Origin of the sequence: Streptomyces sp. LBL (assembly GCF_029893585.1) — a bacterium.
Taxonomy (GTDB): Bacteria; Actinomycetota; Actinomycetes; order Streptomycetales; family Streptomycetaceae; genus Streptomyces.
In genome coordinates this window covers 155,628-169,672 of the sequence record NZ_JARXYX010000016.1, presented here as the reverse complement: position 1 = coordinate 169,672, position 14,045 = coordinate 155,628, and the positions used below count along the sequence as shown (strand labels likewise).

12 protein-coding genes and 2 pseudogenes are annotated in these 14,045 nt (G+C 70.1%); 5 read left to right on the top strand and 9 right to left on the bottom strand.

The genetic code is table 11. From position 1 onward, the window contains the following. Positions 1 to 115 precede the first annotated feature (115 nt). The 7 genes from M2271_RS20915 to M2271_RS20885 form a co-directional block, all read right to left on the bottom strand. On the bottom strand, positions 116 to 895 hold the full coding sequence (locus M2271_RS20915) for an ABC transporter ATP-binding protein (RefSeq protein ID WP_280888796.1): 780 nt from the start codon (positions 893 to 895) through the stop codon (positions 116 to 118). Continuing rightward, positions 888 to 1,817, bottom strand: coding sequence for an ABC transporter permease (locus tag M2271_RS20910; protein WP_280888795.1), 930 nt, complete (start codon positions 1,815 to 1,817; stop codon positions 888 to 890). Before M2271_RS20910 ends, M2271_RS20915 begins: the two co-directional genes overlap by 8 nt. Before the next feature lie 143 nt (positions 1,818 to 1,960). Next, positions 1,961 to 2,845 (bottom strand): glycosyltransferase family 2 protein, encoded by an 885-nt coding sequence (locus tag M2271_RS20905; RefSeq protein WP_280888794.1) that lies wholly within the window; start codon positions 2,843 to 2,845, stop codon positions 1,961 to 1,963. A gap of 5 nt (positions 2,846 to 2,850) precedes the next feature. Further along, entirely contained in the window at positions 2,851 to 3,630 is a 780-nt protein-coding gene (locus M2271_RS20900) for a CDP-alcohol phosphatidyltransferase family protein (RefSeq protein WP_280888793.1), read from the bottom strand. Beyond that, positions 3,608 to 4,669, bottom strand: a complete 1,062-nt coding sequence (locus M2271_RS20895; protein ID WP_280888792.1) for an iron-containing alcohol dehydrogenase family protein — start codon at positions 4,667 to 4,669, stop codon at positions 3,608 to 3,610. The genes M2271_RS20900 and M2271_RS20895 overlap by 23 nt, the downstream gene beginning before the upstream one ends. Then, complete coding sequence (locus tag M2271_RS20890) at positions 4,657 to 5,409, bottom strand: phosphocholine cytidylyltransferase family protein (protein WP_280888791.1); 753 nt, start codon at positions 5,407 to 5,409, stop codon at positions 4,657 to 4,659. The genes M2271_RS20895 and M2271_RS20890 overlap by 13 nt, the downstream gene beginning before the upstream one ends. After that, positions 5,406 to 7,211, bottom strand: a complete 1,806-nt coding sequence (locus tag M2271_RS20885; RefSeq protein ID WP_280888790.1) for a DUF5941 domain-containing protein — start codon at positions 7,209 to 7,211, stop codon at positions 5,406 to 5,408. The genes M2271_RS20890 and M2271_RS20885 overlap by 4 nt, the downstream gene beginning before the upstream one ends. A gap of 620 nt (positions 7,212 to 7,831) precedes the next feature. Between M2271_RS20885 and M2271_RS20880 the strand changes: the two genes are divergently transcribed. Together M2271_RS20880 and idi are read left to right on the top strand one after the other, a co-directional pair. Then, positions 7,832 to 8,770, top strand: coding sequence for a cation diffusion facilitator family transporter (locus M2271_RS20880; RefSeq protein ID WP_280888789.1), 939 nt, complete (start codon positions 7,832 to 7,834; stop codon positions 8,768 to 8,770). Between the two features lie 187 nt (positions 8,771 to 8,957). Beyond that, on the top strand, positions 8,958 to 9,551 hold the full coding sequence (gene idi / locus M2271_RS20875; protein ID WP_280888788.1) for an isopentenyl-diphosphate Delta-isomerase: 594 nt from the start codon (positions 8,958 to 8,960) through the stop codon (positions 9,549 to 9,551). 9 nt (positions 9,552 to 9,560) lie between these two features. Here the strand turns inward: idi and M2271_RS20870 are convergent, their stop codons facing one another. Then, a complete protein-coding gene (locus M2271_RS20870) occupies positions 9,561 to 10,070 on the bottom strand; it encodes an ATP-binding protein (RefSeq protein ID WP_280888824.1) in 510 nt (169 codons plus the stop codon). Between the two features lie 235 nt (positions 10,071 to 10,305). Between M2271_RS20870 and M2271_RS20865 the strand changes: the two genes are divergently transcribed. Then, positions 10,306 to 11,055 (top strand): enoyl-CoA hydratase/isomerase family protein, encoded by a 750-nt coding sequence (locus M2271_RS20865; RefSeq protein ID WP_280888787.1) that lies wholly within the window; start codon positions 10,306 to 10,308, stop codon positions 11,053 to 11,055. A gap of 172 nt (positions 11,056 to 11,227) precedes the next feature. Here M2271_RS20865 and M2271_RS20860 read toward each other — a convergent pair. Beyond that, positions 11,228 to 11,323: pseudogene (locus M2271_RS20860) on the bottom strand (transcriptional regulator); the annotation flags it as partial. On the opposite strand from M2271_RS20860, the pseudogene M2271_RS20855 reads away from it, so the two are divergent. Next, positions 11,320 to 11,544: pseudogene (locus M2271_RS20855) on the top strand (zinc-binding dehydrogenase); the annotation flags it as partial. The pseudogenes M2271_RS20860 and M2271_RS20855 sit on opposite strands and share 4 nt — an antisense overlap. A gap of 78 nt (positions 11,545 to 11,622) precedes the next feature. Continuing rightward, entirely contained in the window at positions 11,623 to 14,025 is a 2,403-nt protein-coding gene (locus tag M2271_RS20850; RefSeq protein WP_280888786.1) for a Tex family protein, read from the top strand. Positions 14,026 to 14,045 lie beyond the last annotated feature (20 nt).

Genomic DNA, 14,045 nt, shown 5'->3' with positions numbered 1-14,045 from the left:
GATTCCTGACGCGGGCCCCAGTTGACCTTTCCTTTGCAGACGCGGAGCCCCGCCGGAGCAGTTCCGGCGGGGCCCTGGGAAGCGGGGCGGTCTCTTTCGACCGGGTGCGGGTGGACTACTTGCCCGTGAACTTCTCGTACTCCTTGATGACCTCGTCGGTCGGGCCGTCCATGCGCAGCTCGCCCCGTTCCAGCCACAGGACGCGGTCGCAGGTGTCACGGATCGACTTGTTGTTGTGACTGACGAGGAAGACCGTGCCCGCCTCTTTGCGCAGTTCCCGGATGCGTTCCTCGGAACGCTTCTGGAACTTGCGGTCACCGGTGGCGAGGGCCTCGTCGATCATCAGGACGTCGTGGTCCTTGGCGGCGGCGATGGAGAAGCGCAGCCGGGCCGCCATGCCGGAGGAGTAGGTGCGCATCGGGAGAGTGATGAAGTCGCCCTTCTCGTTGATCCCCGAGAAGTCGACGATCTCCTGGTAGCGCTCCTTGATCTGCTCGCGGGACATGCCCATGGCGAGCCCGCCCAATATGACGTTCCGCTCACCGGTGAGGTCGTTCATCAGAGCCGCGTTCACGCCGAGCAGGGAGGGCTGACCGCCGGTGTAGACCTTGCCCTTCTCGGCCGGGAGCAGACCGGCGATGGCACGCAACAGGGTCGACTTGCCGGAGCCGTTGGAGCCGATGAGGCCGATGGCCTCGCCGCGGTAGGCGACGAAGGAGACGCCCTTGACCGCGTGCACCTTGCGTACCCCCCGCTCCTCTCCGCGCCGCAGGATGCGGCTGAGAGCGGCGGTGGCACTGCCCTTGCCGGTCTTGGCGCCGTTCACGCGGTAGACGATGTGCAGTTCGTCCGCGATGACGGTGGGGACTCGCGCGTCCTCGATGTGCTCAGCCACGGCCGTACCTCTCCTCCGCCTTCCAGAAGTACACGAAGCCGCCCAGGGCGAACAGCACCGCCCAGGCGCCCGCCACCGCCCAGACGTGGCCGGGCAGGTTCTCGGAGCCGTAGCCGTCGATGAGGGCGAAGCGCATCAGGTCCATGTAGATCGCGGCCGGGTTCCACTGCAGGACGTTGGCGATCCAGGTCGGCTTGTCCTCCAGCATGACCTTGATGGAGAACATCACGCCGGACGCGTACATCCAGGTACGCATCACGAACGGCATCAGCTGGGCGAGGTCCGGGGTCCTGGCGCCGGCGCGGGCCATGATCAGCGACAGGCCGGTGTTGAAGAGGAACTGCAGGACGAGCACCGGGACGATCAGCACCCAGGACAGGCTCGGGTAGCTCCCGAAGCCGATCACCACGGCGAACACCACGACCATCGAGAACAGCAGCTGCTGGAGCTGCTGGAGCGCGAAGGAGACCGGCAGCGAGGCGCGCGGGAAGTGCAGCGCTCGGACCAGGCCGAGGTTGCCGGAGATGGCGCGCACGCCGGCCATGACCGAGCTCTGCGTGAAGGTGAACACGAAGACACCCGTGACCAGGAACGGGATGTACACGTCCTTCGACATGCCTCGGCCGGCGTTCAGGATGACGCCGAAGATGAAGAAGTACACGGCCGCGTTCAGCAGCGGGGTCGCCACCTGCCACACCTGGCCGAGCTTGGCCTGGCTGTACTGGGCGGTCAGCTTCGCCCGGGAGAAGGCGATGATGAAGTGACGCCGGTCCCGGAGCTGGCGGACGTACTCGACGAGGGAGGGCCGGGCGCCGCTCACGGTCAGCCCGTGTGCGGCGGCGAGCTGGGCCGCCGTCAGGCCCGCGTCGGGCGGCACGGACGCGCTCACCGCGACCGTGCCGTCGTGCGTTGTCTCACTCACTAGTGGAAACTTTCGTCTTCGAGATGCGCAAGTGGAAACTTTCGTCTTCGCGATGCGCAGCCTGTGCGGGCCTGGCAGGAGCCGGGAGCCCGGTGCGGGCCCGGGGCCTCGGCTGGGCCCGGTTGCTGTCGGACACGAGCTTGTCAGATGACGGGGGGCCGGCCCAGCCGAGTCAGCCGCCACACCGTACGCCACTTCATGGCGTGCCGCGGTCCGCACGGTGTGCTCCAGCCCTCCCGGAATCCGCCGAACCACGCCCGCAGGGCGGGGCGCGAGGGGCGGCGCACCAGGGTGAGCAGCAGCCAGACGCCCAGGTAGAGGGGGATCAGGAGCGCGGGCAGGTTGCGTCGGGCGAGCCAGACCCGGTTGCGGGCGACCATGCGGTGGTAGACCGCGTGCCGCGAAGGCGCGGTCGTGGGGTGGTACAGCACCATGTCGGACCGGTAGTCGATCATCCAGCCCGCGTCGAGGGCCCGCCATGCAAGGTCGCTTTCCTCGTGCGCGTAGAAGAATTCATCCGGGAGGCCGCCGACTTCGGCGAAGACTCGGGTGCGGACGGCGTTGGCGCCGCCCAGGAAGGTGGTGACCCGGGAGGAGCGCAGCGGGTCTGCGGCGCGCAGGCGCGGCACGTGGCGGCGCTGGGTGATCCCCGTCTCGGGGTCGGCTATGCGGAAGCTGATGATGCCGAGCTCGGGGTCGTCCGTGAAGGCCCGGCGGCAGAGTTCGGCGGTGTCGTGGCCCGCGAGAAGGCCGTCGTCGTCGAGGAACATCAATATGTCGACGTCTCGACCGCCGGGCCCGAAGGCCTCTATGCCGACGTTGCGGCCGCCGGGGATGCCGAGGTTCTCCGGCAGTTCGATGGTCCGTACGCCTTCGGGGACGTTGGGTACGGGCGAGCCGTTGCCGACCACGACCACCTCGACGCGGGCGCCGTCCTGCTTGGCGACCGAGTCGAGCAGGGCACGCAGTTCGTCGGGGCGGTTGCCCATGGTGATGATCACCGCGCCGACCTTCAGCCCCGTCTCCATGGGCGTCACCTGAGCCTGCTCGACGCGAGGACGGAGACCAGGTGCAGCAGGGTCTGCAGGAGCGCGATGCCGGCCAGCACCGCGACTCCGAGGCGGGAGAAGAACAGGTCGCCCCGTATCTGGTCCACCACCGCGAGGACCAAAATCAGCAGGGAGGCCTCCATGCCGAGCACCAGCCGGTGGAACTTCAGGGCCGCGGCGGCCCTGCGGGCCAGGGCCATGCCGGAGGAGCGCGGCTCGGACGCGGCCTCCTTCACCGGGGGCAGCCCGCTCTGGTGGCGGGCGACGCCGACAAGGTCGGTCTCGGCCTTGATCAGGATCGCGCCGAGCGCGGCCAGCGTGCCGAGGAAGGCCCACAGCCAGTCGATGCGCCCGGAGCCCCACAGGTCGGCGGCGCGCATACCGAAGCCGACCAGCACCGCGGCGTCGGTCAGATAGGCACCGACGCGGTCCAGGTAGATCCCGCCGAGCGAGTACTGCTTCTTCCAGCGTGCGATCTCGCCGTCGACGCAGTCGAGCAGCAGATAGAGCTGCACGCACACCAGACCGAGCACGGCGCCCGTGATCCCCGGCACCAGCAGGGCCGGGGCCGCGAGGACGCCGAAGACGGTCATCAGGTACGTGAGCTGGTTGGGCGTCACCCTGGTGTTCACCAGGTAGCGGTCGACGCGCAGGGACACCTCACGCATGTAGAGGCGTCCCATCCAGTGCTCACCGCTGCGCCGGTCCTTCACACCTGCGGGGTGGACGACGGGGCGGAGTTCAGCTACCGATGGCCTTGACATAGTCGGCGTAGACGTCCTTGATCTGGTCGGTCGTGAGGTCGAGGTGTTCGAGGATCGTGTAGCGGCCGGGCCTGGTCTGCGGGGCGTACTCCACGACGCGGACGAACTCGTCCGTGGTGAAGCCGATCTCCTCCGGCAGCACGGGCAGCCCGTGCCGGCGCAGCACCTCGGCCATGTAGGCCGACTCCTCGTGGGCTCCGCGCAGATACATCGCGAAGGCCGCGCCCAGGCCGCACTGCTCTCCGTGGGCGGCCGCCCGCTTGGGGAACAGCAGGTCGAAGGCGTGGTTGATCTCGTGGCAGGCCCCGGAGGACGGGCGGGAGTCGCCCGACACGGACATGGCGATCCCGGTGAGGACCAGTGCCTCGGCCAGGACCTGCAGGAAGGCGTCGTCGCCGACCCCGCCCGGGTGCCGCAGCACCGCCTCACCGGCCTGGCGTGCCATGGCCGCGGCGAGACCGTCGACCTTCTCGCCGTTGATCCGGTTGGCCAGCTCCCAGTCCGCCACCGCGGAGATGTTGGAGATGACGTCGCCGATGCCGGAGCGCACGAAGCGGACGGGTGCCTCACGGATCACGTTCAGGTCGATGACCACCGCGATCGGGTTCGGTACACCGTACGAGCCGCGGCCGGCGTCGTTGTCGAGGGTGGCGACGGGCGAACACAGGCCGTCGTGCGCGAGGTTGGTGGCGACGGCGACCAGCGGCAGGCCGACGCGTGCGGCCGCGAACTTGGCGCAGTCGATGATCTTTCCACCGCCGAGGCCCACGACCGCGTCGTAGTGGCCGGCCTTTATGTCGTTCGCCAGCCGCACGGCGTCGTCGATGGTGCCGCCGCCGACCTCGTACCAGGTGGCGCCGGGCAGACTGGGCGCGATCCGCTCGCGCAGTCGGGCGCCCGAGCCGCCGCTGACGGCGACGGCGAGTTTGCCGGAGTGCGAGATGCGCTCGTCGGCGAGGACGTAGCCCAGGTCGTCGAGGGCACCCGGGCGGATGTCGACGACGAGCGGTGAGGGGATCAGCCTGGTCAGTACTGGCATGCGATCTCCCGTCCACGGGTGAGATCGTCGTGGTTGTCGATCTCCACCCACTTCACGTCGCCGATCGGCGCCACGTCGATACGGAAGCCGCGGTTGACGAGTTCCTGGTAGCCGTGCTCGTAGAACTGCTGGGGGTCGCTCTCCCACACGGCCTTGAGCGCGTCGGCGAGTTCGGGGGCGGCGTCGCCCTCGATGAGGGTGACACCGATGTACTCGCCGGTGGCCTCGGCGGGGTCCATCAGCTTGGTGATCTTCGTCATGCCCCGCTCGGGGTCGACGACAACCTTCATCTCCTCGTCCGCGAGGGACTTCACGGTGTCGAGGGCGAGAATGATCTTCTTGCCGTCGCCGCGGGCGGCGAGCAGCGTCCTCTCGACCGAGACCGGGTGCACGGTGTCGCCGTTGGCGAGGATCACGCCGTCCTTGAGGGCGTCACGGCCGCACCACAGGGAGTAGGCGTTGTTCCACTCCTCGGCCTTGTCGTTGTCGATGAGCGTGAGCTTCAGCCCGTACTTCTGCTCCAGGGCCGCCTTGCGCTCGTACACGGCCTCCTTGCGGTAGCCGACGATGACCGCGACCTCGGTCAGACCGATCTCGGCGAAGTTGCCGAGCGTCAGGTCCAGGACCGTGGGTTCGCCCTCTATACCCGCGGGCCCCACCGGCACCAGCGCCTTGGGCAGGCTGTCGGTGTAGGGGCGCAGACGCCGTCCGGCGCCGGCCGCCAGCACGAGGCCGATCATGCGGGTTCTCCTTCATCGTGTACGGCGGGCGCGCCTCCCAGATGGGAGACCACCCAGAAGCGGATGCTCTCCAGGAGCACCACCAGGGCGACGGCCACGGCGAGAACCGTGAGCGCGACCGTGAACTGCGAAGCGGTGAGCACCGCGGCCAGAACGGTGACGAGCAGCGTCCGTCCGTCGTGGCCCCCGATGACACGCACCAGCCAGGCCGGGGGCGCTCCGGCGTCACCGCGGATGCGGTACACCGTGTCGTAGTGATGGTAGGCGACGGCCCCCACCAGCCCGAAAGCCGCGGGAAGGGCCCCGTTCACGTCCGCTTGGGCCGCCAGTACCAGGACGGTGCCGTATTCAGCCGCCCTGAACAGGGGCGGAACCAGCCAGTCGAGGGCACCCTTGAGGGGGCGGAGGACAGCCACGGCCGACATCAGGACGTAACCGACGGCACACAGGACCGTCTGCCAGCCGGCGCCCCAGAGTAGGGCCGAGCAGATCACGAGGGCTGCGCCGACGAAGGACAGGTAGGCCATCGAACGACGCGTTCCACCGCGTGCCGCGCGGGCCGGCAGCTCGGCGAGCGGCCCACTGTCCGCGAGGTCCGCCAGTGCCTGCGCGGCCCGGTCCGTGCGCTGTGCCTTGCGGGTCAGCGAGCGCAGTACCCGGCCCGCCGTGGTGTAGGTCGCCGCGAAGGCGCAGCCCACGAGCAGCACATAGAAGGTGATACGGGGCGTGGTCGCCGCCGTGAGGACGGCGATCATCGCCCAACGCTCGCCGATCGGCAGCACGATCATGCGGCGCGCCCAGACCGTCCAGCCGCGGCTGTCGAGCTTGTCCGAAAGGGCCGCCGTGGGGCTGGTGTTGGCGGTGGCGTCGTGGTTGGCCTCGTTGAAGGAGAAGTCGACGACGTGCCGGCAGGTCTGCAAAATCATCGCGCCCAGCGCCAGGGCCCATACGTCGTCCCCGTTCCGGGCGGCCCCCAGGGCGAGGCCGGCGTAGTAGGCGTACTCCTTGGCCCGGTCGAAGGTGGCGTCCAGCCAGGCGCCGAGCGTGGAGTACTGGAGGGAGTAGCGGGCGAGCTGGCCGTCGGTGCAGTCCAGGACGAAGGACGCGATCAGCAGAACACCGGCCGCGATGAAGCCACCGCGGGTGCCGGTGGCCGCGCAGCCCGCCGCGATCAGGGCGGTGAGCAGGGATGCGGTGGTGACCTGGTTCGGGGTGAGGCCCCGGCGGGCGCACCAGCGGGCGAGGTAGCGGGAGTAGGGGCTGATGAAGAAGGTGGTGAAGAAGCCGTCGCGGGCCTTCACGGCCGACTTCAGGCGTACGGCCTCGTCGTCGACGGCGGCGACGGACTGCCGTGCCTCGTTGCGGGCCTGCGGGTCGGCCGGGACCTCGGCGACCAGGCTGCCGAGCTCGGGGCGGTACACCTTGGTGCCGTCGGCGTCGAGGCCGGTGACGACGCGGTCGGCGAGGCTGTCCACGGCCAGGGCCGTGCCGCCGCCGGCGGCGGAGTTGTCGCGCGCCATCACCCGGGTCAGGGCCTGGCGCCCGGCCGGCTGGGCGGTGACGGCGCCCGGGACCGCGGCGAGCGGGAAGCGGGGGTCGGTGAGGCCGAGGCGCAACGCGTGGACATGGCCCACGAACCGGGCATCGACCACGGCGACCCGCTGGTCCCCGGGGACCTGGGCGAGGAGCGTCTCGGCGTCGGCGGCGTCGGAGGCGATCCGTACGTCGAAGCCGAGGGACCGCAGATCGCCCTCGATCGACGATCCGGGGACCGGCTGACCGGTGAGGATGGCGGTCGGCAACCGAACTCACTCCCTGGGTGCCGACGCGTCCGCGCCGGGCATGTACATGGTGGGGGCGCCCCTTGGCATGGTGAGACTGCACCAGGCGGGCGGCATGTCGGCAGAGGCTATCGGATGACCGGAAGACGGTGTTCACCGGCCGTTCAGGTGCCGATCAACAGGGTCTCCCCCGGCCTTCGCCACGATCATCATCGGGCATCACGGGCCCCGCCCACAAACGTGCGTTCCCATACCGTGCATCCGGGACATTGCGTCGACTGAGGGCCTCGGCGCAGGGTGGGCGACCATGACGGGGGCAACCGTGACGGGGGAAACCGTGACAGGGGCAACCATGACAGGGACGCGCCCCGCGCGGTCGCGTAGGGCGTCCGGGCCGCCGAGGCGCTCGGCTGGAGCGCCCGGCGCGAAGTGCAGGCGCCGCCCGCCCGGGCCGCGAGATGGTCGAGTCGGCGTGGCGGGGGTGACTGCGGCACCACGGCCGCCGGTCCGACGCACGGCCCTGACCTGCGTAACGTTTCCGCAGGTCACAGCACATGACAACGGTGTTCAGTGCCGCGTTGCCTGATACCCCCCACCCGTAGTTCACTGTGATTCCGGGCGGATGACAGGAGGCGCTTTTCATGGGGGCTGGGCACGATCACGGACATACGCACGGTGCGCCGGCGGGCGGCACGGCGACGGCGGCGTACCGGGGACGGCTGCGGGTCGCGCTGTGCATCACGCTCACCGTCATGGTGGTGGAGATCATCGGCGGCGTGGTCGCCGACTCGCTCGCTCTGGTCGCGGACGCGGCCCACATGGCGACCGACGCGCTGGGCCTGGGCATGGCGCTCCTCGCGATCCACTTCGCGAGCCTGCCGCCGAGCAACCGCCGCACCTTCGGTTTCGCCCGCGCGGAGATCCTCGCCGCGCTCGCCAACTGTCTGCTGCTGCTCGGGGTGGGCGGCTACGTCCTCTACGAGGCGATCCAGCGGTTCGTCACACCCACCACCACCGAGGGCGGACTGACCATCGTGTTCGGTCTGATCGGTCTCGTGGCGAACATGATCTCGCTGTCGCTGCTGGTGCGCGGCCAGCAGGAGAGCCTGAACGTGCGCGGCGCGTTCCTGGAGGTGGCCGCGGACGCGCTGGGCTCGCTCGCGGTGCTGGTCTCGGCCGTGGTGATCCTGACCACCGGCTGGCAGGCCGCCGACCCGACCGCCTCGCTGATCATCGGCCTGATGATCGTGCCGCGCACCTGGAAACTACTGCGCGAGACCCTCGAAGTGCTGTTGGAGGCGGCCCCCAAGGGCGTCGACATCGCGGAGGTCCGGTCCCACATCCTGGCCCTGGACGGCGTCGAGGACGTGCACGACCTGCACGCGTGGACGATCACCTCCGGGATGCCGGTGCTGGCGGCCCATGTGGTGGTGCGCTCCGACGTACTCAGCGCGATCGGCCACGAGAAGATACTGCATGAGCTGCAGGGCTGCCTCGGCCACCACTTCGACGTGGAGCACTGCACCTTCCAGCTGGAGCCGAGCGGGCACGCGGAACACGAGGCCCGGCTGTGCCACTGACACTCCCGTTCGGTCGGCGCCAAGCGCGTTCTGATGGAATGCAGCGATCCGGTACATGGTTGCGTCCTCATACTCACAGTCCCGCCCCGGACGGTTCCTTCGTCGCCGCGCCGGGCACGATCAACTGCCGGGAGTGTCAGATTCGTACGGCACACTTGGGGCGCGAAGACCGATGTGAAGGATGGGTATGCCGATCACACCTGCCACCGCGACGCACCGTACGTCGAACGGCACCGCAGACGGGATCTTGCTGGAACTGGTCGACGAGAACGGTGTGACGATCGGCACCGCGGAGAAGCTCGCCGCGCACCAGCCGCCGGGGCAGCTGCACCGCGCCTTCTCCGTGTTCCTCTTCGACGAGGGGGGTCGACTGCTGCTCCAGCAGCGGGCGCTGGGCAAGTACCACTCCCCCGGTGTGTGGTCGAACACCTGCTGCGGCCACCCCTACCCCGGCGAGGCGCCCTTCGCGGCGGCGTCCCGGCGGACGTTCGAGGAGCTCGGGGTCTCCCCGTCGCTGCTCGCCGAGGCGGGCACGGTCCGCTACAACCACCCCGACCCGGACTCGGGTCTGGTGGAGCAGGAGTACAACCACCTCTTCGTCGGGCTGGTGCAGTCCCCGCCGCGGCCGGACCCGGAGGAGGTCGGCGAGACGGTCTTCGTGACCCCCGCCGAGCTGGCGGAGCGGCACGCCAAGGACACCTTCTCGTCCTGGTTCATGACCGTGCTGGACGCGGCCCGTCCCGCGGTCAGGGAGCTGACAGGCCCGTCCGCCGGCTGGTGAGCGGGCGGCCTACGGCGCCCGACCGGGCTTGAGTGGCAGGACGGCCCAGACCACCTTGCCGCCGCTCGCGGTGTGGTCGACGTCGCACACCCCGCCCGCCTCGCGGGTGATCTCCCGCACCAGCAGCAGTCCGCGGCCGCCGGTCCGGCCGTGGTCGGCCTCCAGAGCCGCAGGTCGGTAGGGGTGATCGTCCTCCACCGACACCCGCAGCCACTCGGCGCCCACGGCTACCTCCACGGCCAGCATCGGCGACAGCAGCGCCGCGTGCCGGACCGCGTTCGTCACCAGCTCCGAGACGATCAGCAACAGGCCCTGGACCAGGTCCTCGGAGGCCGGCACGCCCTGGCGGGACACCAGGTCCCGTACGGCGTGCCGCGCCTGCGGGACGGATGCGTCGAGGGCGGGTGCGGTGAACCGCCACACACCCTCGTACGGCAGCGGATCCGGCGGTGCCGGGTCGAAAGGCTCGTCCGTTCCGTCCGCTGGGCGTGGGGCGGACCCGCGCCCATGGTTCTCCATCGTCCGGTCGCCACCCTTGCGCTCGATTGTCACCACGCATCGAGTGTTGGTAACCGATTCCTCCCGTACCGAGACCTGAACAGAAGTCAGCAGGTATCGAGCGCTTCTGACCGTTGGCGTATGACACAGTCAGATGTGGGACCGCTCCTGCCCCTCTTGCGTGGACCTCGCGCACTCTTCGGGTTGTACGGGTTTGCCGATCGGCGCTGTGGCCGGGGCGGATAGCATCGGGCGCATGGAGCCCCAGCTGCTGCACGCGGTCACCGACTCGGTCGCCACCGTCGTCATCCACCATCCGGCCAAGCGCAACGCGATGACCGCCGCGATGTGGCGCGCGTTGCCGCCGCTGCTGGACACGCTGGCGGCCGATCCGGGCGTACGGGCGCTGGTACTGACCGGTGAGGGCGAAACGTTCTGCGCGGGCGCCGACATCTCCACCCTCCGGGGGTCGTCTCAGGAGGCGCAGGGGCTCGCGGTGCGTGCCGAGGAGGCCCTGGCGGCCTTCCCGAAGCCGACGGTGGCGGCGGTTCGCGGGCACTGTGTGGGCGGCGGGTCGCAGCTCGCGGCGGCGTGTGATCTGCGGTTCGCCGAGGAGGGCGCGCTGTTCGGGGTGACACCGGCGAAGCTCGGGATCGTGTATCCGGTGTCCTCCACCCGGCGACTGGTGTCGCTGGTGGGCCCGGCGACGACCAAGTACCTGCTGTTCTCCGGGGAGTTGATCGACGCGGGGCGGGCACTGCGCACGGGTCTGGTGGACGAGGTGCTGCCCGCGGGCGAACTCGACAAGAGGGTCGCGGAGTTCACCCGGATCCTGGTGTCCCGCTCGCAGCTGACGCAGGCCGCGGCGAAGGAGTTCGCGGACGGCCGCACGGACCGCGACGCCCACTGGGCCGGGCAGGCGGGCGGCAGCGGCGACACCGCGGAGGGGGTCGGCGCCTTCCTGGAGCGCAGGCAGCCGCGCTTCACCTGGACTACGTCAGGGTGAAGCGGCTCTTGCCGCGGAGCGCCTCGAGGTCTTCAGGGAGCTTGCGTTCGCCGGGCTTCGGAGCGCTGGGCAAGGGGGCCGCCGAGTGCCTTCAGCGGGTGGCGGCGGGGCGGAACCGGCGGCGGTACTCGGCCGGGGCGGCTCCGAGGGCCTTGCCGCCCTGGCGGGTGCCTCAGTCGCTGTGGGCGACCGGCTCGTGATCGGCGTCGAGCGCGTCGAGCACTGCGTCGCCGTTCGCCCTCGCCCACTCGGTCAGCATGTGGAGAGGATGATCCGGAGCTCATCGCCAAGTACGAGGCGGCCGGCATGCGCTTCAGCGGCATCGCGGTCGACCCCGATCCGGTCGCCCTGCGAGGTCTCCTCGAACTCGTCGAACAGGGCAGGCTCCGGGTCCACGTGCAGGAGACGTTCCCGTTCGAGCGCGTCGCCGACGCGCACCGCCTGCTCGACGGCGGTCACCTCCAGGGCAAGCTCGTCCTCACCGTCTGATCCCGTCATGGTCCCCGAGTGTCGGTGCCACCTGCCACAATTGCCGCGCAACCTCAGCGGAGAAGGCGGTACGGGATCGTGACGACACCCGGGTCCATCGAATCAGGGTCCATCGAAGGCAGGATCGCCGAGGAACTCGGCGTACGGGAGCGGCAGGTCAAGGCTGCTGTGGAGCTGCTCGACGGCGGCTCCACGGTTCCCTTCATCGCCCGCTACCGCAAGGAAGCGACCGAGATGCTCGACGACGCGCAGCTGCGCTCGCTCGAGGAGCGGCTGCGCTATCTGCGGGAGCTGGAGGAGCGGCGGACGGCGATCCTGGAGTCGGTGCGCGAGCAGGGCAAGCTCACCGAGGAGCTTCAGGCGCGGATCCGGGGCGCTGAGACCAAGGCCCGCCTGGAGGACATCTACCTCCCGTTCAAGCCGAAGCGGCGCACCAAGGCACAGATCGCGCGCGAGGCGGGCCTGGAGCCGCTGGCCGAGGGGCTGCTCGGCGACCCGAGCAAGGAGCCCCTCGCCGCGGCGGCCGCCTTCGTGGACGCCGAGAAGGGCGTCGCCGATCCGCAGGCCGCCCTCGACGGTGCCCGGGCGATCCTCACCGAGCGGTTCTCGGAGGACGCCGACCTGATCGGCGAGGTGCGCGAGCGGATGTGGGTGCGCGGGCGGCTGGCCGCCAAGGTGCGGGAGGGCAAGGAGGAGGCGGGCGCCAAGTTCGCCGACTACTTCGACTTCGCCCAGCCGTTCACCGAGCTGCCTTCGCACCGGATCCTGGCGATGCTGCGGGGGGAGAAGGAGGAGGTCCTCGACCTCGTTCTGGAGCCGGAGGAGGCCTCCGAGCAGCCCGGCCCGTCCTCGTACGAGGGGATCGTCGCCCACCGCTTCGGCATCGCCGACCGCGGTCGGCCCGGCGACAAGTGGCTTCAGGACACCGTCCGTTGGGCCTGGCGCACCCGCATCCTGGTACACCTCGGCCTCGACCTCAGGCTGCGGCTGCGGACGGCCGCCGAGGACGAGGCCGTGAACGTCTTCGCGGCGAACCTCCGCGACCTGCTGCTCGCCGCCCCGGCCGGCACGCGCGCGACGCTGGGCCTGGACCCGGGTTTCCGTACGGGCGTGAAGGTCGCCGTGGTCGACGCGACCGGCAAGGTCGTCGCCACCGACGTCATCCACCCGCACGTCCCGGCGAACAAGTGGGACGAGGCGATCGCCAAGCTGGCCCGCCTGTCGAAGGAACACGCGGTCGAACTGATCGCGATCGGCAACGGCACGGCATCCCGTGAGACCGACAAGCTCGCCGGTGAACTGATCACCAAGCACCCGGAGTTGAAGCTCACCAAGGTGATGGTGTCCGAGGCGGGCGCGTCCGTGTACTCCGCCTCCGCCTTCGCCTCGGCGGAGCTGCCCGACATGGACGTGTCGCTGCGCGGCGCCGTGTCGATCGCGCGTCGGCTCCAGGACCCGCTGGCCGAGCTGGTGAAGATCGACCCGAAGTCGATCGGTGTCGGCCAGTACCAGCACGACCTGTCCGAGGTGAAGCTGTCGCGTTCGCTGGACGCGGTGGTGGAGGACTGTGTGAACGGCGTCGGTGTCGACGTCAACACGGCGTCGGCCCCGCTGCTGGCCCGGGTCTCCGGCATCACGTCCGGGCTCGCCGAGAACATCGTGTCGCACCGCGACTCCAACGGGCGCTTCACGTCGCGCAAGCAGCTCAAGGGCGTGGCCCGGCTCGGCCCGAAGGCGTACGAACAGTGCGCGGGCTTCCTCCGCATCCGCGGCGGCGACGACCCGCTGGACGCGTCCAGCGTGCACCCCGAGGCCTACCCGGTGGTCCGGCGGATGGTGAAGACGTCCGGACAGGAGGTCGCCTCCCTCGTCGGCAACACCGGTGTGCTGCGCTCGCTGAGGCCGCAGGAGTTCGTGGACGACACGTTCGGTCTGCCGACCGTGACGGACATCCTGCGGGAACTGGAGAAGCCCGGGCGTGACCCGCGGCCCGCGTTCAAGACGGCCACCTTCAAGGACGGTGTCGAGAAGATCTCCGACCTGTCCTCCGGGATGATCCTGGAGGGCGTGGTCACGAACGTGGCCGCCTTCGGGGCGTTCATCGACGTCGGCGTCCACCAGGACGGTCTGGCGCACGTCTCCGCGCTGTCCAAGACGTTCGTCAAGGACCCACGGGACGTGGTCAAGCCCGGCGACATCGTCAAGGTGAAGGTCCTCGACATCGACATCCCGCGCAAACGGATCTCACTGACGCTGCGGCTCGACGACGAGGCGGCACCCAAGGACGGCCCGTCGGGCGAGGGCCGGCCTCAGCGGGGCGGCGGGCGTCCGCCGCAGCCGCGCCAGCAGGGCGACCGGCGCGGTGGTAACGGCGGGCAGCGCGGTGGCGGCGGGCGTCAGGCTCCGCCGCCGGCCAACAGTGTGATGGCCGACGCCCTGCGCCGGGCGGGACTGACCGACCCGAAGAAGGGCCGGAGTTGAGCGGTAGGGGCTGAGGGGAC

Bases quoted from the DNA above. Each gene is read 5' to 3' on its own strand.
- M2271_RS20880 (WP_280888789.1), top strand. From the start codon at position 7,832: ATGGGGGCTGGGCACGATCACGGACATACGCACGGTGCGCCGGCGGGC.
- M2271_RS20900 (WP_280888793.1), bottom strand. From the start codon at position 3,630: ATGTCAAGGCCATCGGTAGCTGAACTCCGCCCCGTCGTCCACCCCGCA.
- idi (WP_280888788.1), top strand. From the start codon at position 8,958: ATGCCGATCACACCTGCCACCGCGACGCACCGTACGTCGAACGGCACC.
- M2271_RS20865 (WP_280888787.1), top strand. From the start codon at position 10,306: ATGGAGCCCCAGCTGCTGCACGCGGTCACCGACTCGGTCGCCACCGTC.
- M2271_RS20905 (WP_280888794.1), bottom strand. From the start codon at position 2,845: ATGGAGACGGGGCTGAAGGTCGGCGCGGTGATCATCACCATGGGCAAC.
- M2271_RS20870 (WP_280888824.1), bottom strand. From the start codon at position 10,070: ATGGAGAACCATGGGCGCGGGTCCGCCCCACGCCCAGCGGACGGAACG.
- M2271_RS20895 (WP_280888792.1), bottom strand. From the start codon at position 4,669: ATGCCAGTACTGACCAGGCTGATCCCCTCACCGCTCGTCGTCGACATC.
- M2271_RS20890 (WP_280888791.1), bottom strand. From the start codon at position 5,409: ATGATCGGCCTCGTGCTGGCGGCCGGCGCCGGACGGCGTCTGCGCCCC.